This window comes from Dactylosporangium salmoneum (genome assembly GCF_039532525.1).
Lineage (GTDB): Bacteria > Actinomycetota > Actinomycetes > Mycobacteriales > Micromonosporaceae > Dactylosporangium > Dactylosporangium salmoneum.
The window spans coordinates 91,143-113,565 of the sequence record NZ_BAAARV010000081.1 but is presented as its reverse complement, the minus strand read 5'-3'; the positions used below and the strand labels follow the sequence as shown (position 1 = coordinate 113,565).

Here is a 22,423-nt window from a genome sequence, read left to right as displayed (position 1 = left end):
GCCGGTCCGGCCTTGACGGCGTCCCACGACTCCGGCAGGAACAACCGCCAATCCAGGGGACACGATGCCGTATCCGTGACCGCGTGGACACTCACACCGATCTGACAGTTCGCCACCTTCCCGAGGGTGCCGGAATACTGCCGGGCCACACCGGGCGAGCCGGCGCCGTCCTTCGGGAACCCGGTGTCGTCGATCGCCCACGCCACCGGCGCGACGAGGTCCACCGCACGGCGGGCCAGCCGGGCCCGGACCGCGGCCGTGTCCCACGTCGACGTGGTCACGAACTGCTGCAACCCCTGATGATCCACCCCAAGCCGCGCCGCCATCGGCTGCATCGACTTCCGCCGCCCATCCAGCAACAACCCACGCAGATACGTCACGCCCTTCGCCCGCTGATCCGACCGGGCCAACGACACGAACACCTCCGCCGCGAACGCCTCCAAACGTTGCCGCACCACCGAAAGCCCATCAGGGGTCACCGAGACATGAAACTACCCGTTCAGCTCAGCGACCCCACGACACGCCACACCTAACAAAGCACTACTAGGCGACGGCCTCCGGCCGGGTGGCCGCGGCCCGGCGCTGCGCGACCGCTGGTTCACCGCCGATGTGGGCACGGTCCGCGGCCCCGGGCATCGCTGCGGCCCGCGGACGTCGCGATGCGCGAGGCGAAGCGCGCCGGCGGCGGCCGCGACCGCCTGCGCGGCGCAGCCGGTCCGGGCGGCGGGCCACGGCGGGCCGCTCGCCGTGACCGTCGAGCTTCGCGGCGAACAACGTCAGCACGAACGGCAGCGTCCCTCCCGGCGAGCGGTGCACCCCGGCCACCACCAACGTCAGCAGGAAGACGCACACCCCTCCCACGTGCACCTTCCGCACGGCCGCGACCAGCCGGCGCCTGGCATCCATGCCGTCCCCGTCCCCCGATCGCATACGATCCAGATCGAGAGCCTTCGCCCCGGCGCACTCCCGTGCTGTCGATTTTCGGGACGCCCGTTCGACAGCAACGTGCAGGACGAACACGTCGCACCCGCATCGAGGAGGACGCCCATGGCGCAGTACGCGATCTTGATCTACGCCGCGGACCCGGCACCCGCCGGAGCCGAGTCGCAGGCCCACGAGCAGCACGCCGCGCGGCTGGCGGAGTCGGGCGCCCTGGCCGCGGCCTTCGCGCTGGAGCCCGCCGCAAAGGCGGCCACGGTCCGGGCCGGGGGCGTCACCGACGGCCCGTTCGTGGAGACCAAGGAGGTCGTCGCCGGCTTCTACGTCCTCGACGCCCCCGACCTGGACGCCGCCGTGCGCCTCGCGGCCACCAACCCGGCCGTCGCACAGGGCGGCGCGGTCGAGGTCCGCGCGGTCGAGGGCGCGTTCATCCGCCCACCGGCCACGCCATGAGCCCTGCCGCCGCGACGGCTGGCCGTGGCCTACACCGGCCACGGCCAGCCGTGAGCGTGGACCGCCCGGCAAGGGATCGCGCGAGCGAATGCAGCGTGAACGCGCAGCCAGGCTCAGTTCCTACCTACAGCTGAGCCTGGCGGGCCTCCGGCGGCGCCGGGGTCGCGGCCAGCAGCAGCGCCGAGGCGGCGGCGAAGGCGGCCGCGACCAGGAACGGCAGGCCCGGCAGGGGTCCGGCGAGCGACCAGGCGAACAGTGCGCTCGCGGCGGCCGGGACCGCCGTGTCGGCCAGCGCGCCGATGCCCGTCACCGCGCCCTGCACCGTGCCCTGCTCGTCGTCGCCGGTGGCCCGGGACAGCCAGGACCGGGCCGCGGCGCCGCCGATCGAGCCGAGCAGCCCCAGGCCCTGCAGGACGTAGACCTCCCAGGGGGCCGAGGCGAGGGCGGTGCCGGCCAGGGTCAGGGCGCCGGCCGCCCCGCCGAGGACCGCGGCGCGCCGGTCGCCCAGGCGGCGCACCACCGGACCGGTGGCGAGGGCCTGGAAGAGCGCGCCGGCCAGGGCGGAGGCGGCCATCACGAGGCCGAGGTGGGCGGTGGACCAGCCGAAGCGGTGCACGACGAGGAACGTCCACAGCACCTGGCCGGTGATGCGGGCGACGTCGGCGGCGCCGCGGGCCAGGGCCAGGCGGCCGAGCACCGGGCGGCGCAGCACGTCGAGCACGGCGAAGGCCGGGCGCGCGGACAGGGCCGTGGTGCGGTCGCCGGGGCGGGACTCCGGCAGCACGAACAGGCCGTAGGCGACGTTGGCCAGGGCGAGGGCGGCCGCGGCGACGAAGGGCAGGCGGACGTCGACGGCGCCGAGGAGGCCGCCCAGGGCCGGGCCGGCGGTGAAGCCCAGGGCGAAGGCGGCGCCGAGCAGGCCGTAGGCGCGGGCCCGGGCGGGCGGGGCGGTCACGTCGGCGACGTAGGCGTCGACGACCGTGGTCGTGCCCGCGCAGGCGCCGGCCAGGGCGTGGAAGGCCAGCAGCCAGCCGGCGGCCGGGGCGGTGGCGTGGGCGAGGTAGTCCACGCCCAGGCAGGACAGCGACAGCAGGAGCACGGGGCGGCGGCCGTACCGGTCGGCGGCCCGGCCGAGCACCGGGGCGGCGAGGAACTGCAGCAGGCCGTAGCTGGACTGGATCCAGCCGGCCCAGCGGGCGCCGCCGGCGGGGTCGCCGGTGAGGGCGGTCAGCAGGGCCGGCGTGATGGGCACGATCAGGCCCAGGCCGAGCATGTCGACGAAGACGGTGACGAGGAGGAACGACAGGGCGGGGGCCCGGCGCATGGGAACGCTCCGTGAGGCTGGGAGGGACACTGGGTCCCCCCACCGCGCCTCACGAAGGCACGGAGGATCAGATTATCGGTACCGTCAAATGGTTTTTTGCAGAGCGCGTCGCGCGGCCTCGGGCGTGTCGGCGGCGAGGGCGGCCTTGGCGATCCGGCGGCACTCCTCGAGGGTGTGGGCGGCCAGGGCCTCGCGCACGGCGGGGATGCTGCGCGGCGCCATGGACAGGCTGGAGATGCCCAGCCCGGCGAGGACCAGCGCGAAGCCGGGGTCGGCGGCCGACTCCCCGCACACGCCGACCGGCTTGCCGGCCTCGAGCCCGGCGGCGGCGCAGGCGGCGATGAGCGAGATGAGCGCGGGCTGCCACGGGTCGAGCAGCTCGGCGAGGTCGCCGCACATGCGGTCGGCCGCGAAGGTGTACTGGCTGAGGTCGTTCGTCCCGAGACTGAGGAAGTCGGCGTCGCGCAGGATCGCGCCCGCGCGCAGGGCGGCGGCCGGCACCTCGATCATCACGCCGGCGGCCGGGAGCCCGTGGGCGCGGCAGGCGGCCGTGAACTCGGCGGCCTCGGCGGCGGTGGCGACCATCGGGGCCATCACCCACACCTCGGCCTCGCACGCGGCCGCGGCGGTGGCGATCGCGGCGAGCTGGGTGGCCAGCACGCCGGGGTCGCGGCGGGCGACCCGCAGGCCGCGCACGCCCAGGGCGGGGTTGGGCTCGGGGGCCTGGCGCAGGAACGGCAGGGGCTTGTCGGCGCCGGCGTCGAGGGTGCGCACCACGACCTTGCGGCCGGGCAGGGCCGAGAACACCGCGGTGTACGCGGCGACCTGCTCCTGCTCGCTCGGCGGGTCGGCGTGGTCGAGGTACAGCAGCTCGGTGCGGAACAGCCCGACGCCCTCGACGTCGCCGGTGAGGTCGCGGGCGGAGCCGATGTTGGCCAGCAGCGCGACGGGGTGCCCGTCGGCGGTCCGCCCCGGCCCCGTGGAGCTCGCCCGTGCTGTCCGGACCAGCGCCTCCGCCTCGTTCACCGCGGCGGCCTCGTCCTCGCCGACCCCCACCACGACCACGCCGGCGGCACCGTCGATGGAGAGCACCGACATGTCCGGAATATCGGCAATGCCGCCGCACCGCACGACGGCCGGGATGCCCAGGGTCCGTGCCAGGATCGCGGTGTGGCTCGTCGGGCCGCCCTCGGCGGTCACCAGGCCGAGGACCACCGCGGGGTCCAGCCCCGCCGTGTCGGCCGGGGCCAGGTCGCGGGCGGCCAGGATGAACGGGTGGCCGGGCGACGGCACGCCCGGCATGGGCAGGCCCAGGCAGGCCGCGACGAGCCGGTCGCGCAGGTCGTCGAGGTCGGTGACCCGCTCGGCGAGGTATCCCCCGGCCGCCTCGAACGCCGCCCGGTGCTCGGCGAGGACCGCGGCGAGCGCGTGCGGGGCCGGGGCGCCGGCGTCGATCGCCGCGAAGGCCGCGTCGGCGAGCATCTCGTCGGTCGCCATGAGCACCTGCGCCCGCAGCACCTCCGCCGCCGTCGGGTCGGCGGCCGCGTCGGCCCGGCGGGTGAGCTCGGCGGCGACGATAGCCACAGCCCGCCGTACCGCATCCCGCTCCTCGGCGGCCGAGAGCACCGCGGCCGGCGAGGGCAGCGACGGCGGCGACGCGAGGTGCAGCACCGGGCCCGCGGCCCGCCCGGGGCTCACCCCGAGTCCGTTGAGCTCAGGCATCGGACGCGTCCAGATCCAGGTCGCGGGCGAGGAGCGCGGCCAGTTCGTCGAGGGCGGCCTCCGCCCCCTCGCCGGAGGCCTCCAGGGTCACCGCCGTGCCCTGCTTGGCGCCGAGGGACAGCACTCCAAGCATGCTACGGGCCGGGACGGGCTTCCTGCCGTTGTCCGTGCTGATCGTCACGGCCACGGGTTGCTTCGCCGCAGCGGCGACGAACAGGGCGGCGGGGCGGGCGTGCAGGCCGCTCGACGACCCTACGATCACGGTCCGGGTGGGCACGACAGACCTCCTGAAGCTCTAGGGCTCGACGGTGACCTTGATCGCCTCGCCGCGGGCGACGATGCCGAACGCGTCGAGGGCGCGGTCCAGCGGCAGGCGGTGGGTGATGAGGTCGGCGACCGGCACGGCGCCGGTGGCGATGAGGCGCAGCGCCTCCTTGTTGTGCGCGGGGCTGGAGCCGTTGGCACCGACGATGGTCAGCTCCCGGTAGTGCACGAGGTTGGAGTCCAGCGCGATGACCGGCTTGTCCTTGGGCAGGCCGCCGAAGAAGCTGATCCGGCCCTGGCGCGCGGCCATCTGCACGGCCTGCTCCTGTGCGGCGCCGGCCGCGGCGGCGGTGATGACGACGTCGGCGCCGCGGCCCTCGGTGAGCTTGAGCACCGCGTCGACGACGTCGGTCTCGGCGCCGCAGATCGCCGCGTCCGGACCGACCAGGGCGGCGGCCAGGTCGAGCCGCTCCCGGTTGAGGTCGACCAGGAACACCCGGCCCGCGCCCCGGGCCCGGGCCAGGCGCACGTGCAGGCAGCCGATCGGGCCGGAGCCCATGACCACCACGTCGTCGCCGTCGCCGACCCGGGCCAGGCCCTGGCCGTTGAGCACGCAGGCGAGGGGCTCGGCGACCGAGGCCTCGGCGTAGCTCAGGCCGTCGGGGATGCGGTTGAGCCCGTCGACGGCGAGCACGTTGACCGGCACGATCATGTGCTCGGCGAAGCCGCCGTCGAAGTGGTACCCCATGGAGACCTGGTTCGGGCACACGGTCATCCGCCCGCGGCGGCACTCCGCGCACGTCCCGCAGGGGATCGCGGCGATGACCTGGACCCGGTCGCCGGGCACCCAGCCGTCCGCGCCGGACTCGACGACCTCGCCGGCGATCTCGTGCCCCATCACCCGCGGCGGGACGATGTGGTGGTGCCCGAAACGCAGGATCTTCACGTCGGTACCGCAGGTCGAGCACGCCCGGACCCGGATCTTGACCTCGCCGGGCCCCGGCGACGGCTCGGGCGCGTCCTCGATGCGCACGTCGCCGGGGGCGTGGAACCGTACAACTCTCACGATCGCTCCATCACTAGCAGGTCGAGCACGTCGTCGGCCGTCTGCGCGGCGCGCAGCCGGGCGGCCTGGTCGGGGTCCATGAGGATCTCGGCGAGCTGGGCGAGGATGTCGACGTGGCCGTCGCCGGCGGCGGCGATCGCCACGCAGACCCGCACGTCCTCGCCGTCCCAGTCGACGCCGCCGGGAAAGCCCAGCACCGCCAGCGCGTCGCGGGCGACGGTCTCCTTGCTGCCCAGGGTGCCGTGCGGGATGGCGACGCCCTCGCCGATGTACGTGGAGACGCTGCGCTCCCGCTCCAGCATCGCCTCGACGTAGGCGGGGGCGACGGCGCCGATCTCGACCAGCACCTCGCCGCAGCGGCGGATCGCCTCCTCGCGCGATCCGGCCCGCTCGCCGAGCCGGATCGCGTCGCGGGCCAGCAGGTCAGCCACTGAGCTCGCCGCCGCGCTGGACCGCGTTGACCACCCTGGTGACGGCCGGGTCGCCGATGAACACCTGGAACGGGATGATCACCTTGTCGGGGGCGCTGACCCGGGCCCGGGCGGCGAGGCCCTTGTGGCACAGCACCACGTCGGCGTCGGCCGGGATCGAGTTCACCGGGGTGTGCACGACGGTGACGCTGTTCTTGGCCAGCTGCCGCTTGAGCTGGCTGGCCAGCATCACGCTGCTGCCCATGCCGGCGTCGCAGGCCACGACGACCTTCTTCACGTCGCTTCCGCTGATGGTGGGCACGGCTCACGCCTCCTGTCGAGTCAGCTTGGCCCGGGCGTTGGCGACCTCGTCCGGGTCGACGACCGTCTCCTCGTCCGGGCCGAGGACCTCCTCCTCGGCCGGCTCGTTGCGGCCGAAGCCCAGCAGCAGCGAGGCGATCGCGAAGGTGACGGCGGCGGCGACCACGATGCCGAGCAGGACGACGAAGTACCCGCCCTTGGGGGTGACGGCCATGTAGGCGAAGATGCTGCCCGGCGACGGGGTGGCGACCAGGCCCGCGCCGGTGACCATGAAGGTGCCCACGCCGGCCGCGCCGCCGCAGATCATGGCGAGGATCAGCTTCGGCTTCATGAGCACGTACGGGAAGTAGATCTCGTGGATGCCGCCGAGGAACTGCACGATGATCGCGGCCGGCACGGTCGGGCGCAGGGAGCGCGGGCCGAAGAGGAAGAACGCCAGCAGCAGGCCGAGGCCCGGGCCCGGGTTCGACTCGATCATGAACAGGATCGACTTGCCCTTGTCGGCCGCCTCGGCGACGCCGAGCGGGCCGAACACGCCGTGGTTGATGGCGTTGTTGAGGAACAGGACCTTGGCCGGCTCGACCACCACCGAGGTCAGCGGCAGCAGGTCGTGCCCGACGAGCCAGTCGGCGCCGTGGCCGGCCTGCCTGGTCAGCCACTGCACGACCGGGCCGATGCCGTAGAGGCCGCCGATGGCCATCGCGCCGCCGAGGATGCCGGCGCTGAAGTTGTCCACGAGCATCTCGAAGCCGGGCCGGATCCGGTTCTCCAGCAGGCCGTCCCACAGCTTCAGCAGGTACGCGGTGAGCGGTCCGATGAGCATGGCGCCGAGGAACATCGGCACGTCGGCGCCGACCACGATGCCCATCGTGGCGACCGCGCCGACGACCGCGCCGCGCTGGCCGTGCACGAGACGGCCGCCGGTGTAGCCGATGAGCAGCGGCAGCAGCACCTTGATCATCGGGCCGACCATCTGGGCGATGTGCCCGTTGGGCAGCCAGCCGGTCGGGATGAACAGGGCGGTGATGAGGCCCCAGGCGATGAACGCGCCGATGTTCGGCATGACCATCGAGGCGAGGTAGCCGCCGACGCGTTGCACGGAGGCCCGGAAGCCCGAGCCGGTGACCTCAGGTGTGTAGGTCGTCACGGGGGTGTCTCCATTCAGGAGGGCGTGTTGTGCACGGGGGCTTGTTCCAAGGGGGTGTTGATGGTGACGTTGTGCCGGATCAGGTCGGCCGGGCCGGGCATCCGGCTGCCGGGCAGGCTCACCGCGGCGGCGCCCCAGGCGAGGCCCTCGGCCAGGGCGGCGGCGCCCCGGGCCCCGGCCGCCAGGAACCCGGCGAGCAGCGCGTCCCCGGCGCCGACGGTGCTGCGCGGGCGGGTGACCGGGCAGGTGCCGGTGACCACGCCGTCGTCGTCGACGAGGACGGCCCCGTCGGCGCCGAGGCTGGCCACCACGGTCCCGGCCCCCCACGCGCGCAGCTCCCGCGCGGCGGCGACCACCGCGCCGACGTCGGGCAGCGGCCGCCCGACGACCTCGGCGAGCTCGTCCCGGTTGGGCTTGAGCAGCGTCGCGCCGGCCGCGGCGGCCTCGCGCAGCGCCGGCCCGCTGGTGTCGACCGCGACCCGCAGGCCGGCCGCCCGCAGGCGCCGGCACAACTGCGCGTAGGCGTCGGACCCGAGGCCCGGCGGGACGCTGCCGCACAGCACGACCCAGTCGGCGCTGCCGGCCCGGGCCAGCACCACGTCGGTGACGGCGTCGAACTCGGCCCGCACGAGCCGCGGCCCGGGCTCGTTGACCTTGGTCACGGTGCCGTCGGGCTCGGCCAAGGTGAGGTTGGAGCGGGTCCGGCCGCCGATCGGCACGGCGAGGACCTCGACGCCCTCGGCCTCGAGCAGCCGGACCAGCTGGCCGCCCTCGTCCCCGCCGCACGGCAGGACCGCGACCGACGGCACGCCGTTGGCCAGCAGCGCCCGGGACACGTTGACGCCCTTGCCGCCGGGGTCGAGGCGGGCCTCGCGGGCCCGGATGACCTCACCCCGGGCGAGCCGTCCCACCTCCATGGCCCGGTCCAGGCTGGGGTTGAGCGTGACGGTGACGATCATGCCCGCACCACCCGGACGCCGGCGGCCTCGATGTCGCCGGCGAGGTCGGTGTCGGCGCGGCTGTCGGTGACGAACAGGTCCAGGTCGGACAGATCGCCGAAGCGGGACAGGTAGTCGTTGCCGAGCTTGGTGTGGTCGGCCAGCAGGACCGTGCGCCGGGCGGCGCGGATCATCGCCCGCTTGACCGCGGCCTCGGCCGGGTCAGGGGTGGTGAGGCCACGCTCGACCGAGATGCCGTTGGTGCCGAGGAAGGCCACGTCGACGTACAGGTCCGCGAGGGGCCGCAGCGACCAGTCGTCGACGGTGGCGAGGGTCTTGCCCCGCACCCGCCCGCCGAGCAGCAGCACGTTGAGGTTGGTGCGGGTGCCGAGGACCGTGGCGATCACCGGGGAGTTGACCACCACGGTCAGTTCCCGGTCGGCCGGCAGCAGGTGGGCCAGCTTGATGGTGGTGGTGCCGGCGTCGAGGATGATGGCGCCCTCCTCGGGCACCTCGGCGAGCGCGAGCTTGGCGATGCGCTCCTTCTCCTCGACGAGCACGGCGTCGCGGGCGGCGAGGGCCGGCTCGAAGCCGATGCGCTCGACCGGGATGGCACCGCCGTGCACCCGGCGCAGCACCCCGGCCCGTTCGAGGGTGGTGAGGTCGCGCCGGATCGTCTCCGACGTGACATTGAGCTCGTCGGCCAGCCCGGCCACGTCGACCCGCCCCTGCTCGCGGGCGATCCGCACGATGGCCTGCTGGCGCTCCTCGGCGTACATGATGTGGTTTCACCGCCGTTTCGTTTTGCTTCAGCTTTGTTTACGCCCGTTTATGTGGGACGTCAAGAGCTGAACAACACAGCACGGCCCGCCGCGGGTGCGACGGGCCGTGCTGGAGGCGGTGCGGGGCGTTACGGGCGGCCGTAGCCGTAGAGCGTGTCGATGTCGATCGGGGCCACTTTCACCACGGTCCGGCTGTTCGGCGCGTGAATGATCTGGTTGTTGCCGATGTAGATGCCGACGTGCCCGAGCCCGTTGTAGAACACCAGGTCACCGGGGGCGAGCTGGCTGCGGGAGATGTGCTTGACCCGGGAGTACTGCTCGGCCGCGTTGTGCGGCAGCGTCACCCCGGCCGCCTTCCAGGCCATCATGGTCAGCCCAGAGCAGTCGAAGGTGTCCGGCCCGGCGGTGCCCCAGACGTACTTCTTGCCCAGCTGGGCCCACGCGTAGGAGACCGCCTTGCCGGCCGCGCCGGAGACCGCCGGCGGCGGACCCGGGTTCGGTGCCGGGTTGGCCGGGGTGGTCTTCGTCTGGGCCTTCGCGGCCGCCGCGGCGGCGGCCTGCTCGGCCTTGCGCTGCATCTGGTCGAGCCGGGCGATGTCGCCCTCGATCTGCTTGCGCCGGGTCTCCAGCTCGGTCTTCTGCCGGCTCTGCGCGGCGAGCTGGTCGTTGAGCCGCCGCTGCTCCGCATCGACCGCGCCCTTGGCCGCGCTGTACGCGTCGAGGTCACGCTGCTGGCTGCGGGAGATCTGCTCGAGGGTGCCGACCCGGTCGGTGAAGCTGTCGGACGAGGCCGCCCCGAGCATGAGCGACCAGGTGCCGAGGCTGCCGCCGGTCTTGTAGGCGCCGACGGCGACCCGGCCGGCGTTCTCCCGGGCCGCGTCCATGCTGGTCTGCAGCGGCGCCAGGTCGGCCTGCGCCTTCGCGATCGCCGCCTGGGTCGCCTCGAGATCGCCGTTGACCTTGTTGTACTGCTCGACGACGAGCTCGACTTCCTTGTTGCCCTTGTCGATCTGGGCCTGGATCTCTTCCGGTGACGGGTCCGCGTGGGCCGCGCACGCGGGCGCGACCATCGCCGCCACCGCCAGCCCGGCCACCACGGCGCGCAGCGCCGTCCGTCCGTTGAACACAGCAGGTTCCTTCTTCCCGCCGCCTACCGGGTTAGCTGACGGGTTCGGGCGAGAAGAAGGCGCGCCCTACCGCGGGTTCCGCGGATTCACCCCGATGGGGATTGATGGGTCCCCGGCTCGCGCGCACGCGACTCGGCGGAGCCTGCCCGGGCCACCCGGGGTTTGGGCGACGACGGCCGGCCAGGCCACGACCCAACGTAACGGGAAGGCTCGGGCGGCGAAACCGCCCAGCGGGGATCTAAGAGGGACTTAACGAAGACCTGAACCTGAACGGGGGACGCGCCCCATCGCCCGCACGGTCTATGGCCGCGCGGGCCTGCCGCCGCCATCATCGTCACGCCACTTCGTGCGGTGCCCGGGCCGGGAGGACCCCATGGACGCCTACTCGCTCGGTCAGCTGTTCGGCTGCGGCCTGGTGTGCCTCTGCCCCATCATCCTGGCGATCGTCGTCGGTGTGGTGGCCGGCAACCGCCGCGGCAGGAACGTCTCCGGCGGCGGTTCCGAGCCCCCGCCGGCGCAGCCGTGGGAGCCGGCGAAGCCGTGGCAGCCGCCGCAGCCGCCCCCGTTGTGCGGCAGCTGCGGCGGCAGCGGCAAGCAGGCGGACACCTGCAACGGCGGCTACGTCTACGACGCCGACGGCCGCCCCCAGAACCACCACTTCTGCGGCGGCACCGGCTACGTGCGCTGCACCGGCTGCAACGGCACCGGCCACCGCTGAGGCCGGGCGGCTCAGTCCTGGGCGCGGCCCGTCGTGAGACGGGCGAGCACCAGGGCGACGAGGATGACCAGGCCGTACACCGCCTGAATCCACTGCGCCGAGACGCCGGCCAGGGTGAGCACGTTCTCGACCAGGCCGAGCACGAGCACGCCGCACAGGGCGCCGAAGAGGGTGCCCTTGCCCCCGTTCATGCTCACGCCGCCGATGACCGCGGCGGCGAACACCTTGAAGATCATGCCGTCGCCCTGTGCGGCGGCGATGGAGCCGAGGCGGCCGGTCATGAGCAGGCCGGCCAGCGCGGCGAGCAGGCCGGCGATCATGAAGACCGCGTACATGACCCGGTCGGTGCGGATGCCGGCGGCCCGGGCGGCGTCGGTGTTGCCGCCGATGGCGTAGACGGCCCGGCCGTGGCGGAACCAGCCGAGCGCGGCGATGCCGGCGGCGAAGATCACCGCGCACACCCAGATCGACAGGGGCAGGCCCAGCCAGGCGGTGTTGCCGAGGTACATCACCGACGGCGGCAGGTCGAAGAGGCTCTGCCCGCCGGTGATGCCGATCTGCACGCCCCGCAGCGTGATGAGCATGCCGAGCGTGACGATGAACGCCGACAGCCCGAAGCGCAGGATGAGCACCCCGTTCAGCGCGCCGACGAGCACGCCGGCGAGCAGGCACAGCGGCACGGCCAGGGCGGTGGCCCACTCGGTGCCGAGGCCGTGGCTGGCGGCCGGAATGACCAGCGCCACGCCGAGGGCGGGGGCGAGCCCGACGGTCGACTCCAGCGACAGGTCGAAGCGCCCGCCGATGAGGATGAGCGTCTCGGCGAGCACCAGCAGCGACAGCTCGGTCTGCTGCTGCAGCACGTTGACGAGGTTGGCCCGGGTCAGGAAGACCGGGTCGATGAGCGCGCCGACGACGAGCAGCGCGACGATCGCCGGCACGAGCGCCAGGTCGCGCATCCGGGCCAGCCTCGGCACGGCGCGCCGCCGGACGGGCATTTCCCCAGCGGGAAGCGTGGTGGTCATGCGGAGACTCCTTCGACGGCGGCGACCACGTCGGTGTCGCTCCAACCTGCCTGCAGCTCGGCGGTGACCCGCCCGTGGAACATGACGAGGACCCGGTCGCAGTGGCGCAGGTCGTCGAGCTCGTCGGAGACCATGAGCACCCCGGTGCCGGCGTCGGCGGCGGCGCGGACCGCCCCGAGCAGCGACTCCTTGGAGCGCACGTCGACGCCCGCGGTCGGGTTGATGAGCACGAGGACCCGGGGCCGGGTGGACAGCGCGCGGGCGAGGACGACCTTCTGGGCGTTGCCGCCGGAGAGGCTGGCGACGGGCGCCCCGGGGCCCTCGGCGCGGATGTCGTACCGCCGGATGAGCTCTTCGGCGATGGCCCGGCGCCGGGCGGGCACGATCACGCCCGCGGGCCCGAGCTCGCCGGCGATCGGGAGGGTGGCGTTCTCGGCCACGGACAGCAGCGGCACGAGCCCTTCCCGGTGCCGGTCCTGCGGCACCAGGCCGATCCCGGCCGCGAGCGCCGCCGGCACGCCGGTCCCGACCGGCTCGCCGCCGACCTGCACGGTGCCGGCGCTCGCCCGGCGCAATCCGCCGACGGTCTCGGCGAGGGACACCTTGCCGCTGCTGCCGGAGCCGGTGACCCCGACGATCTCCCCGGCCCGGATCCGCAGGTCGAGGGGCTCGTAGGCGCCGTGCAGGCCGAGCCCGGACAGCTCCAGCACGGCCGGGGCGGCGGCGTCGGCCGGGCGCCGGTCGGTGGCGCCCGCGAGCCCGGCCGCCTCCCCCGTCATCGCCGCGACGAGCTCGTCGTGGCCGATGTCGGCGACCGGCCGGGTCAGCACCCAGCGGGCGTCGCGCAGGACGGTGACCGTGTCGCACACGGCGAACACCTCCTGCAGGTGGTGGGAGATGAACAGCATCGTGACCCCGGACGCGGACAGCGACCGCATCCGGGCGAAGAGCCGTTCGATGGCTGGGCCGTCGAGGCGGGCGGTGGGCTCGTCGAGGATGATGAACCGGGCGCCCTGCGACAGCGCCCGGGCGATCTCGACGAGCTGCCGCTGCTCGACGTCGAGCTCGCCGGCGAGGGCGGCCGGGTCGACGCCGACGTCGTACTCCGCCAGCAGCTCCCCCGCCCGGCGGCGTAGCGCGCCCCAGCGGATCGGGCCGCGCCCGGCCTGCCGGTTGAGGAACAGGTTCTCGGCCACCGACAGCGAGGGGATGATCGTGGAGCGCTGGAAGACGCAGGCGACCCGGCCCCGCCAGGCGTCACCGAAGCGGATCTCGCCCTCGTCGGGGCGCTGCAGGCCGGTCAGCAGGGACACGAGCGTGGACTTGCCGGCGCCGTTGCGCCCGACGAGCGCGTGGGTCTCGCCGGGCGCGATGCGCATGGTCACGCCGGACAGCGCGGTGGTGGCGCCGAAGTGCTTGGACACCCCGACGGCCGCCACCGCGTCCTCAAGAACCGTCATCACTTCCCGATCTGGTTTCCCCACAACGCCGTGTCGTCGACGTTGTCCTTGGTGACCAGCGGGGCGGGCAGCTGGTCCTCGAGCACCCCGTCGCGGACCTGCACGATCGTGCTGTCGTGGTCGGTCTTGCCGGGCTGGAACGTCTTGCCGTCCACCGCCGCCTTGGCGTAGAAGAGGGCGTACTTCGCGTAGAGGTCGGCCGGCTGCGACACGGTCGCGTCGATCTCGCCCTTGCGGATCGCGTCGAACTCCTGCGGGATGCCGTCGTTGGACACGATGAACACGTGCTTGGGGTCGCTCGGCGGCACGATGAGGTTCTTCGAGCGCAGCAGCTGCAGCGTCGGGGCCAGGAACACGCCGCCGGCCTGCATGTAGATGCCGTTGATGTCCGGGTGCTGGGCCAGGCGCGTCTGCAGCGCCGCGGAGGCCTTGGCGCCCTCCCACTCGGTCGGCTCGGCGAAGACGGTGATCCCCGGGTACTTCTGCTGCATGCACTCGGCGAAGGCCTCGGACCGGTCGCGGCCGTTGACGCTGGACAGCGAGCCCTGGAACTCCACGACCTTGCCCTTGCCGCCGAGCTTCTCGCCGAGGAACTCGCACGCCTTCTGCCCGTAGGCCCGGTTGTCGGCGCGCACCACCATGAACACCTTGCCCTTGTCGGGTCGCGTGTCGACGGTGACCACGGGAATCTTCTTCTGCTCCAGGGTGGTGAGCGTGGTGGCGATCGCTCCGGTGTCCTGCGGTGCCATCACGATCGCCTTCGCGCCCTGGCTCGTCAATGCCTGGGTGTTGGCGACCAGCTTGGCGATGTCGTTCTGCGAGTTGGTCGGCGTCATCAGGTTGATGCCGCTGTCCTTGGCGTACTGCGGGATGTACTTGGCGTAGGAGTTCCAGAAGTCGGAGTCGGCCCGGGGCAGGTCGACGGCGATCGGCGCGCCGCCTGCGCCGGAGGCGGCGGCCCCCGGCGAGTCGTTCGTGCTCCCGCACGCGGCGAGCGTCAGCACCAGCGCGGCGCCGGCAAAACCGAGCAATCTCATGGCGAATCCTCAGGGGGTGTCGGAGTTCCAGATGGGTCCGTCGGGAAACGCAAAGCGGGCCAGGCTCTCGGCCCGCATGGTGGAGCTGAACCCGGGCTCGGTCGGCGCGAGGTAGCGGCCCCCGCGCAGCCGGACCGGGTCGATGAAGTGTTCGTGCAGGTGGTCCACGTACTCGATCACGCGGTCGTGCATGCTGCGCGAGACCGCGACGTAGTCGAACATCGACAGGTGTTGCACCAGCTCGCACAGGCCGACCCCGCCGGCGTGCGGGCAGACCGGCACGCCGAACTTGGCCGCCAGGAGCAGGATCGCCACGTTCTCGTTCACCCCGGCGACCCGGGCGGCGTCGAGCTGGACGAACGAGACCGCGTGCAGCTGCAGCAGCTGCTTGAACACCACCCGGTTCTGCACGTGCTCGCCGGTGGCCACCGGCACGGGCGCGATGCGCCGGGCGATCTCGGCGTGCCCGACCACGTCGTCGGGCGATGTGGGCTCCTCGACCCACCACGGGTCGTACGGGGCGAGGGCCCGCACCCACTCGACGGCGGCGCCGACGTCCCAGCGCTGGTTGGCGTCGACGGCGATGCGCACGTGCGGCCCGCACACCTGCCGGGCGATGCGCATCCGGCGCAGGTCGTCGTCGAGGTCGGCGCCGACCTTGAGCTTGATCTGCGTGAACCCGGCGTCGATGGCCTCGCGGCACAGCCGGGCGAGCTTGTCGTCGTCGTAGCCGAGCCAGCCGGGCGAGGTGGCGTAGGCCGGGTAGCCGTCGGCGAGCAGGGTGGCGATGCGCTCGTCGCGCCCCTCCGCGCCGGGCCGCAGGATCTCCAGGGCCTCGGCGCGGGTGAGGGCGTCGGTGAGGTACCGGAAGTCGACGAGGTCGACGAGCTCCTCCGGCGGCATCGAGGACAGCAGCTGCCACAGCGGCAGCCCGGCCCGCTTCGCCTTGAGGTCCCACAGGGCGTTGACCACGGCGGAGATCGCCATGTGCATGACGCCCTTCTCCGGGCCGAGCCAGCGCAGCTGCGAGTCGTGCACCAGTTCCCGCCACAGGCCCCCGAGGTCGTCGAGGACCTCCTTGACGAGACGTCCGACGAGATACGGGCGGAGGGCCAGGATCGCCGTCGTCTGTACCTCGTTGCCGCGCCCGATGGTGAAGGCGAACCCGTGCCCCTCGTGGCCACCGACAGCGTCCGTGCGCAGCACCACGTACGCGGCCGAGTAGTCCGGATCCGGGTTCATCGCGTCGGAGCCGTCCAGCTGCCGGGACGTGGGGAACCGCACGTCGTAGGTGTCCAGCGCCACGAACCGGTTGGTCATCGGCCCCGCCTTATCGTTGATGCTCGCGAATACATCCGATGTTTAGCAGGCGCGGGCGGGCAAAGGCAAGGCTTTTGGTCGGGCAAACAGAAGTCCGCCCGCGACTTGACGGACGGAGACATCGGATGTTCACTCTCTCTTCGAGGGTTGCCTATGGTTCGATGGCGGAGCCGCCGTCACGGATCGTCGGTGACGCCCTGTTGTCGTGACGCCGACGCGGCAACCGGGACGAGATGCCGCCCGCGGGGCCCCGCGGGCGGCATTTTCACGTCTGGCGCTACTGGGCCACGAGGTCGAACTTCTCCCAGGGCCCGATGGCGTCGCGGTTGGCGATGAGCGGGTTGGCGCCCGCGCTCTCCGCGGTCACGTACTTGCCGTTCACCGTGGCCTGCAGGCTCACGCTGCCGTCGGCGTTGCGGATGAGCCGGAACGTCTCCCACGAGCCGGCCGAGGCCCGGTTGGCGATGAGCGGGTTGGCGCCGGCGTTCTCCGCGCAGACGTACTGCCCGTTGACCCGCGCCTTGAGCGCCACGTTGCCCGCCCCCAGGTCCACCACGTCGAACTTCTCCGCGGTGCCCACGGCCGTCGAGGAGGCGATCAGCGCGCTGGTGCCGCCGTTCGGCGCCGTGACGTAGCGGGTGTTGACCTGGGCCCGCAGCGCCGAGCCGGCCCCACCGCCGGTCGTGGCCACCCGCAGCGAGGAGATCTGGTCGTTGTTGCCGGTGGCGATGAGGCTCGGGGTGTCGGCGGTGAACGTCCACGACGTCCCGGTGAAGCCGCCGTCGGCGTACGCGGTGACCGTGTAGCCGGCCGGCACCCGGATCGAGGAGATGCTGTCGTTGGCGATGCCGGCCGCCTGCAGCTGGGCGATGTCGTAGTTGCCGGCCGCGAGGGTCACGCCGGTGCCGCCGTAGTTGATGTCGGGGTAGAAGGTCGGACCATTGCCCGGGTTGCCGCCGCCGGGGCCGGTGCCCAGCGAGGAGGCGGTGCCGGAGAGCGTCTTGACGCCGTTGTTGGCCGTGCCGGTCAGCGTCGTGTGGGTGTAGGAGCTCAGCGGCTTGGCGGTGCGCTCCACGACGTACACCGTGCCGGCGGCCGTGGCGAAGGTGACGTCGGCGGCCGTGGTGGTGGCCAGGACCGCGTTGTCGGAGGCCCGGCGCACCCGGATCTCCTGCGACCCCCACGGGTTCACCACGCGGGCCTGCTTGCCGTAGAGGCTCTTGAGGCCCACGTACTTCGTCTCGTTGCCCTCCCGCTCGGAGCTGACCAGGAAGCCGTCCTTGGCCAGGAGCGTGAACTTCCCGGCGAAGTTGCTGTCGTTCGGCGCGGCCGGGAACACCCGGATCTTGTCGTTGTAGGACTGCATGAGCGACTCGTTCGTGGCGGCCAGGTGCACGCCGAGGTACTCGAACACGCCGTTGGTGTTGTTCGTCATGCCGTTGGGGTAGTTCTGGTACCGCTGCAGCATCAGCTTCATGCCGGACAGCGCCTGGTCGCCCAGGCCCAGCCGGGCCGCCTGGACGGCGTCGTTGGCCCAGACGTTGCTGTAGGGGTTCGGGCGGGTGTTCCAGCTGTTGAGCGCGGTCTGGTAGTCGCCCGCCCCGATGCCGGTCAGGTCGTAGGGCCAGATCAGCTCGGAGGTGACGTTCTCGCCGTTGCGCTGCTGCACCGTCGGCGGGTCGTAGGCCAGCCAAGCGCCGTTGCTCACCTTGTACGGCTCGATGTTGTCGAGCACCTGCTGCCACCCGGCCCGCAGGTTCGCGTCCAGGCCGAGCTGGTTGCTCACCGCGATCGTCAGCGGGAAGATCAGCCGGACCGCGGCGAGGTCGGTGATCGCGTTCTTGACGTCCCAGTAGGTCTCGTGCGCGTTCGAGGAGGCCATGTAGTACCGCCCGGTGCCCGCGTCACGCGAGAGCTTGGACTGGTAGAACTTCACCACCTCGCGCATGTACGGGTAGGCGGTGGACTGCAGGTAGGCGGTGTCGTTGGTGTACCGGTACTGCAGGTACATGTTGTAGGCGGCCTCGGTGCCGGTCGTGTAGATGTCGTTGACGTAGTCGCTGTTGATCGTGCCCCGGGCGTTGCCGTCCCAGCCCATGGTCTCCGGGGTCCACAGCCCGTCGATGCTGTAGCGCGTCTGGGTGTACGCCTTCAGGGCGTTGAAGTTGCGGCTGTAGAGCTTGTTCTCGGTGGCGAAGAGGTCGGCGTGGTTGGAGGCGAGCAGCGAGTTGTAGACGTCGCGCTGGTTCCAGTACCAGTAGCCGTTGCTCCACTTCGTGTTGTCCTGCGTCGCGCGGAACACGCCGTTGATGAAGTGGAACGGGTAGTTGCCCTGGCCGCCCGCCGCGATCATGTACGTGGCCAGGTAGTACACGTTCTCCAGGTAGTCGCCGGTGCCGGCCGCGCCGCCGTACTGCACGAACGACTTCGCCCAGAACGCGTGCCAGGCGTTGCGGTAGTTGTTGAGGTTCGTCAGGTAGCCGGCGCCCTTGGCCGTGCTGAGCTGGCTGCGGGCCTGGGCGACGGAGTCGCGGTTGGCCGCGTTGATCCGGCTCGCGGCGGTGAACCAGATCGTGTAGCTCGCCGTCGGGGTGATGGTGAGCCGCACCCGGGTGCCGTTGACCACCGAGGTGCTGTAGCCGGCCCCCTCGACGGTGGCGGCGAAGGTGTACCCGAAGCCGTTCGGGTCGGCCTGGCCGCGGCTGAACCCGGCCACCGAGGCGTCGTTGAACGTGCTCACCTGCCGCCAGGTGTCGAGGTTGGGCACGTCGGCGCTGTTGGTGACCGTCGCCGGGTCCCACATGCTCAGCTCGAACGTCGTGTTGCCCAGGCCGGTGCGCGAGTCGTCGACGTGGATGCCCATGACCTCGGAGCCGGGCACGCCCATGACGGTCACGGTGCGGTTGTTGTCGTACTTGGTGGTGAGGGTGCCGTCGTACAGCGACAGCCGCTGCTGGTAGGTGGTGGACCCGCTGTCCAGGGCCGGGCTGGTGTTGAGGTTGAACGTCCCGGCGGCGTACGCGGACTGCTCGGACAGGTCGGCGCCGGACACCTGCCCGGTGAGGCCGCCCGCGTTCCAGACCATCGCGCCGGTCTTGCCGTTGCCGACGGTGAGGCCGTAGATCGGGTTGGTCTGCGGGCTGTTGTAGACGACGTCGTGCTTGGACAGGTAGCCGGCGTAGTCCACGTCGAGCACGCCGGTGCCCTGGTTGAACGCATGGTCTGTGGTTGCGGCGGTGGCGCTGCCGCCGTGCGCGACGGCGGCGAGCGTGCCCAGTACGGCGGTGGCGGCCGCCAGTAGGGCCAGTCGGCGGGGCTTGCCCACGGTCGGACTCCTTCTGCGTGTCGTGCGGCGACCGCCCGCGGCCCACACCCGCCGATCGCGGGGCCACGGACGGTCGTCCGCCTTGGTGACAAGCAGTCAACATGGGACCATTGCGTTCGTCAATGGCCTCGGGTTGCTGGGGCCGATGCGGTTTATCCCGATTTCATCCTCGCAAAAGGTTGGATGATTCAGCCGGCGAACGCGGAACCCGTCTCGAGCAGGGACTTGAGGTCGCTGAGCACCCAGGCCCAGCCGCCGCCGGCCCCCATGTCCTCGAACTGCCCGGAGAACAGCGCCGCCAGGGTGGGCGCCTCGCCCAGCTCGTGCGTGACGGTGAGGGCGCAGACCCCGTCCTTGCCCTCCTTGATCTCGTACGTCAGCCGGGTGAACCCCTCGGCGGCGGCCCGCGGGTCCATGAGCATCCGGACCGTCTGCACGAGCCGGTGCGGCGGGTCGACCTCGAGGACCTCGCCGTCGGTGCCGATCTCGGGCGCCCCGGCCGCGATCATGCCCTCGTTGGACCGCCCGGTGACCGCGCCGCCCGGCTTGAGCTCGTACTCGGTGCGCCCGCGGTAGCCGTACTGCGAGTTCCAGTCCGCCGAGGTGATCGCCTCCCAGATCCGCTCCGGGGTGGCCTTGATGTAGATCTTGTACACCTGCGTGCCGCTCATTCGGTCTCCTCCAGCCGGCTCTTGAGCTTGAGCAGCGCCCCGGCGGTCTCGGACGTGTACTTGTCGATCCACCGGTCGTGGATCTGCCGGATCGGCACCGCGTTGAGAAAATGCAGCTTCTCCCGGCCGTTACGCCGGGTCACTACGAGGTTCGCCTCTTCGAGGACCTTGAGGTGCTTCATCACGCCGAACCGGGTCATCTCCAGCTCCGACTCGAGCTCCGTGAGCGTGCGGCCGTCACGCGCGAAGAGCAGGTCGAGCAGGAACCGCCGGCTCGGATCGGCGAGTGCCTTGAAGACGCGATCGTCGTCGTCCACCACCGTAAGTTACGTGACCTTTTGGTCACACGTCAAGCCGTCCGGGAGGGACGCGAAAGATCCGGACTTCTGCCGAAGTCCGGATCTTTCGTACGTTTCGCCTGGCGGGGGATACGCCCGATACAGCGCGGCTACTGGCGGCGCGCCGCGTGCCGCTGGGTCAGGCTCAGCTCGGGCAGGTCCTCGAACTGCCGCGGCGCCTGCTCCCGCGGCTCCCCGCCCCGCCACGCCGGCAGGTCGGTGCCCTCCTCCAGGCCGTGCAGGGCGCACAGCCGCCGGTGCAGCTCGGCGTCGGCCAGCACCCGCGGCGTGAACTGGACCCAGTGCGCGGTGCGCACCTCCTCGCCGATGCTGTCGGCCTGGCGCAGGAACTTGCTCAGCCGGTCCCCGGCCAGGTACGCCTCCGGTCCGATGAGCAGGTCGTCCTCGAGGTCCCAGCCGGGCCGGTTGCTCGTCAGGTTCGGGTCGGTCTGCACGTACTGCGCGTGCGCCTCCCAGTCGACGGCCAGCACGATCTCCAGCACCCGTTCGCGGTGCCCGTCCAGGCAGAAGACGCCGACGGCGGCGATGTCCGGCGGGGTGCACCGCATGCCCTGGAGGATCCGGTCGATCTGCGCCCGGCCGGCCCCCGAGATGCGCAGCAGGTGCTGCACCTGGTCGGCGATGGCGCCGACCCTGGTGTACGTGAGCGTCTGGGTGTAGGTCCGCGGGTGCATGGGTCGCCTCCTGGAGGGGGTCGCTAGTCGGCGTAGCCGGCGAGGTGGTCGCGCCCGGCGTCGGACCGGCCGTCCTTCAGCCGCTGCGCGACGTGCAGCAGGGACGGCCCGTCCAGCAGCTCCGACGGCGCGAACCTGGCCAGCCCGGCGAACGTGTCCCGGTTCTTGAGCAGGATGGCGAGGTCGTCGGGGAAGGCCGCCAGCCGGCGGTCCAGGCCGGCGTCGACGACCGCGCGGCGCACGTCGGCGAAGAACGCCAGCGGCTCGGCGCCGTACTCACGGACCAGGGCGTCGACCGCCGATGGCGCGGCGACGTCGCCGAGCACGTGGTGGGCGATGACCCACACCTCGCCCAGCGTCGGCCGCCAGGCGAACAGGTGCATGCGGCCCGGGCGGCGCAGCGGCGGGTAGAGCCGGCCCAGGTTGTTGCCGGTGACGAAGATCGGCACCCGGTTGGGCCACTCCCGGTCCGGGTCGATCGGCCGGTCCGCGATGTGCATCAGCTCCGCCAGCACCTGCAGGTGGTTCACGGTACCGGTGTGGTTCTCCCACTCCCCCACCGTGGTGTCGACGTCGTCGACGATGAGCGCCGCCGGCGTGCCGTTCGCGATCGCGGCGCTGGCGTCGCGGTACATCCTCGCCAGCAGCCGGCCGGGCTCACCGGCGTGGCTGCTCTCGAGGCGGCTCGCCACGACCCGCCGGGCGTCCACGCCCCGCGCGGCCAGGCTCGCGGCGAGCTGGGCCGACTTGCCGTCGCCGGCCCGGCCGAAGATGCCCAGCGTCACCGGCCGCAGGTCGGTGTTGAGCAGGTTGCACAGCAGGTGCTTGTGCACCTCGGCGGCGAAGCGGGGCAGCAGCGAGATCATGCGGTCCCCCGGGTGCGGCGCAGCCGCAGCAGCGCGCCGTCGAAGTCGTCGCCGAACTCGTCCAGGGCGTCGTCGAGGTCCCCGGCCGGCACCTGCGGGGCCGCGCGCTCGCGCCGGCGCTCGACGGCGTGGTGCAGCGTGGTCGTGTACTGCCCGAGGGCGATCGGCACCAGCTCCCGCTGCGGCGGGCTCACCGCCAGGACCTCGGCGTCGCGCCAGAACAGCTCCGGGTTGGCCACCACCAGCATCCGCACCAGGATCATGATCATGCGGCGCAGCTCGGCGTTCTCCATGGCGGTCTCACGCTGGGCGTCGACCATCCGCCGCACGGCGTCCTCGAGCTCGGCGAGACGGACCTTCGTGCTGCGGCGGTTCACCAGCTCCTCTGTCAGCTTGCTGATCATCGGCGGGCAGATCAGGCTGAGCGCCTCGGCGAGCATGCCTCGATGATCCCGGGCGGCGCCGTGCGGCCGGATCG

General features: G+C 72.4%; 24 protein-coding genes and 1 riboswitch. Of the genes, 2 read left to right on the top strand and 22 right to left on the bottom strand.

What is annotated here, in order from left to right:
* Nucleotides 1-479 (bottom strand): IS701 family transposase (locus ABD352_RS41305; protein WP_344618045.1); only part of this gene is annotated, 479 nt, incomplete at its 3' end.
* 64 nt (nucleotides 480-543) lie between these two features.
* Nucleotides 544-906, bottom strand: coding sequence for a hypothetical protein (locus ABD352_RS41300; protein ID WP_344618044.1), 363 nt, complete (start codon nucleotides 904-906; stop codon nucleotides 544-546).
* Between the two features lie 141 nt (nucleotides 907-1,047).
* On the opposite strand from ABD352_RS41300, the gene ABD352_RS41295 reads away from it, so the two are divergent.
* Nucleotides 1,048-1,392 carry a YciI family protein gene (locus ABD352_RS41295; RefSeq protein WP_344618043.1) on the top strand — a complete coding sequence of 115 codons (345 nt, stop codon included), beginning with the start codon at nucleotides 1,048-1,050 and terminating at the stop codon, nucleotides 1,390-1,392.
* A gap of 124 nt (nucleotides 1,393-1,516) precedes the next feature.
* On the opposite strand, the gene ABD352_RS41290 is transcribed toward ABD352_RS41295, so the two are convergent.
* From ABD352_RS41290 to ABD352_RS41245, 10 genes are all read right to left on the bottom strand, one after another.
* Nucleotides 1,517-2,716: an MFS transporter gene (locus ABD352_RS41290; RefSeq protein WP_344618042.1), complete on the bottom strand. Its 1,200-nt coding sequence runs from the start codon at nucleotides 2,714-2,716 to the stop codon at nucleotides 1,517-1,519.
* Between the two features lie 84 nt (nucleotides 2,717-2,800).
* Nucleotides 2,801-4,438: a phosphoenolpyruvate--protein phosphotransferase gene (gene ptsP / locus ABD352_RS41285; RefSeq protein WP_344618041.1), complete on the bottom strand. Its 1,638-nt coding sequence runs from the start codon at nucleotides 4,436-4,438 to the stop codon at nucleotides 2,801-2,803.
* Entirely contained in the window at nucleotides 4,431-4,715 is a 285-nt protein-coding gene (locus tag ABD352_RS41280; protein WP_344618040.1) for an HPr family phosphocarrier protein, read from the bottom strand. The genes ptsP and ABD352_RS41280 overlap by 8 nt, the downstream gene beginning before the upstream one ends.
* Nucleotides 4,716-4,733: 18 nt before the next feature.
* Complete coding sequence (locus tag ABD352_RS41275; RefSeq protein ID WP_344618039.1) at nucleotides 4,734-5,768, bottom strand: zinc-dependent dehydrogenase; 1,035 nt, start codon at nucleotides 5,766-5,768, stop codon at nucleotides 4,734-4,736.
* Nucleotides 5,765-6,199 carry a PTS mannitol transporter subunit IIA gene (locus ABD352_RS41270; RefSeq protein ID WP_344618038.1) on the bottom strand — a complete coding sequence of 145 codons (435 nt, stop codon included), beginning with the start codon at nucleotides 6,197-6,199 and terminating at the stop codon, nucleotides 5,765-5,767. The genes ABD352_RS41275 and ABD352_RS41270 overlap by 4 nt, the downstream gene beginning before the upstream one ends.
* Complete coding sequence (locus ABD352_RS41265) at nucleotides 6,192-6,500, bottom strand: PTS sugar transporter subunit IIBC family protein (protein ID WP_344618037.1); 309 nt, start codon at nucleotides 6,498-6,500, stop codon at nucleotides 6,192-6,194. Before ABD352_RS41265 ends, ABD352_RS41270 begins: the two co-directional genes overlap by 8 nt.
* Nucleotides 6,501-6,503: 3 nt before the next feature.
* Nucleotides 6,504-7,646, bottom strand: coding sequence for a mannitol-specific PTS transporter subunit IIC (gene mtlA, locus ABD352_RS41260; RefSeq protein WP_344618036.1), 1,143 nt, complete (start codon nucleotides 7,644-7,646; stop codon nucleotides 6,504-6,506).
* Between the two features lie 14 nt (nucleotides 7,647-7,660).
* The gene (pfkB, locus tag ABD352_RS41255) at nucleotides 7,661-8,605 is read right to left on the bottom strand and encodes a 1-phosphofructokinase (protein WP_344618035.1); all 945 of its coding nucleotides are present in this window, start codon (nucleotides 8,603-8,605) and stop codon (nucleotides 7,661-7,663) included.
* The gene (locus ABD352_RS41250) at nucleotides 8,602-9,363 is read right to left on the bottom strand and encodes a DeoR/GlpR family DNA-binding transcription regulator (RefSeq protein WP_344618034.1); all 762 of its coding nucleotides are present in this window, start codon (nucleotides 9,361-9,363) and stop codon (nucleotides 8,602-8,604) included. The genes pfkB and ABD352_RS41250 overlap by 4 nt, the downstream gene beginning before the upstream one ends.
* Nucleotides 9,364-9,494: 131 nt before the next feature.
* Nucleotides 9,495-10,493, bottom strand: coding sequence for a C40 family peptidase (locus tag ABD352_RS41245; RefSeq protein WP_344618033.1), 999 nt, complete (start codon nucleotides 10,491-10,493; stop codon nucleotides 9,495-9,497).
* A 5-nt stretch (nucleotides 10,494-10,498) separates the two neighbouring features.
* Nucleotides 10,499-10,641: riboswitch (cyclic di-AMP (ydaO/yuaA leader) on the bottom strand.
* Nucleotides 10,642-10,866: 225 nt separating this feature from the next.
* On the opposite strand from ABD352_RS41245, the gene ABD352_RS41240 reads away from it, so the two are divergent.
* Entirely contained in the window at nucleotides 10,867-11,211 is a 345-nt protein-coding gene (locus ABD352_RS41240) for a hypothetical protein (protein WP_344618032.1), read from the top strand.
* A gap of 11 nt (nucleotides 11,212-11,222) precedes the next feature.
* Here ABD352_RS41240 and ABD352_RS41235 read toward each other — a convergent pair whose 3' ends face one another.
* The 10 genes from ABD352_RS41235 to ABD352_RS41190 form a co-directional block, all read right to left on the bottom strand.
* Nucleotides 11,223-12,233: an ABC transporter permease gene (locus tag ABD352_RS41235; protein ID WP_344618031.1), complete on the bottom strand. Its 1,011-nt coding sequence runs from the start codon at nucleotides 12,231-12,233 to the stop codon at nucleotides 11,223-11,225.
* On the bottom strand, nucleotides 12,230-13,693 hold the full coding sequence (locus ABD352_RS41230; RefSeq protein WP_344618030.1) for a sugar ABC transporter ATP-binding protein: 1,464 nt from the start codon (nucleotides 13,691-13,693) through the stop codon (nucleotides 12,230-12,232). Before ABD352_RS41230 ends, ABD352_RS41235 begins: the two co-directional genes overlap by 4 nt.
* Complete coding sequence (locus ABD352_RS41225; RefSeq protein ID WP_344618029.1) at nucleotides 13,693-14,730, bottom strand: sugar ABC transporter substrate-binding protein; 1,038 nt, start codon at nucleotides 14,728-14,730, stop codon at nucleotides 13,693-13,695. The genes ABD352_RS41230 and ABD352_RS41225 overlap by 1 nt, the downstream gene beginning before the upstream one ends.
* Before the next feature lie 9 nt (nucleotides 14,731-14,739).
* Nucleotides 14,740-16,050: an enolase C-terminal domain-like protein gene (locus tag ABD352_RS41220; protein ID WP_344618028.1), complete on the bottom strand. Its 1,311-nt coding sequence runs from the start codon at nucleotides 16,048-16,050 to the stop codon at nucleotides 14,740-14,742.
* Nucleotides 16,051-16,327: 277 nt separating this feature from the next.
* Nucleotides 16,328-19,375 carry a DUF7910 domain-containing protein gene (locus tag ABD352_RS41215; protein ID WP_344618027.1) on the bottom strand — a complete coding sequence of 1,016 codons (3,048 nt, stop codon included), beginning with the start codon at nucleotides 19,373-19,375 and terminating at the stop codon, nucleotides 16,328-16,330.
* A 188-nt stretch (nucleotides 19,376-19,563) separates the two neighbouring features.
* On the bottom strand, nucleotides 19,564-20,046 hold the full coding sequence (locus tag ABD352_RS41210) for an SRPBCC family protein (RefSeq protein WP_344618026.1): 483 nt from the start codon (nucleotides 20,044-20,046) through the stop codon (nucleotides 19,564-19,566).
* Nucleotides 20,043-20,363, bottom strand: coding sequence for an ArsR/SmtB family transcription factor (locus ABD352_RS41205; protein ID WP_344618025.1), 321 nt, complete (start codon nucleotides 20,361-20,363; stop codon nucleotides 20,043-20,045). Before ABD352_RS41205 ends, ABD352_RS41210 begins: the two co-directional genes overlap by 4 nt.
* Nucleotides 20,364-20,494: 131 nt before the next feature.
* Nucleotides 20,495-21,079, bottom strand: a complete 585-nt coding sequence (locus ABD352_RS41200; protein WP_344618024.1) for a hypothetical protein — start codon at nucleotides 21,077-21,079, stop codon at nucleotides 20,495-20,497.
* 23 nt (nucleotides 21,080-21,102) lie between these two features.
* Nucleotides 21,103-21,945, bottom strand: a complete 843-nt coding sequence (locus ABD352_RS41195) for an AAA family ATPase (protein ID WP_344618023.1) — start codon at nucleotides 21,943-21,945, stop codon at nucleotides 21,103-21,105.
* Nucleotides 21,942-22,385: a hypothetical protein gene (locus ABD352_RS41190; RefSeq protein ID WP_344618022.1), complete on the bottom strand. Its 444-nt coding sequence runs from the start codon at nucleotides 22,383-22,385 to the stop codon at nucleotides 21,942-21,944. The genes ABD352_RS41195 and ABD352_RS41190 overlap by 4 nt, the downstream gene beginning before the upstream one ends.
* Nucleotides 22,386-22,423: the final 38 nt, after the last annotated feature.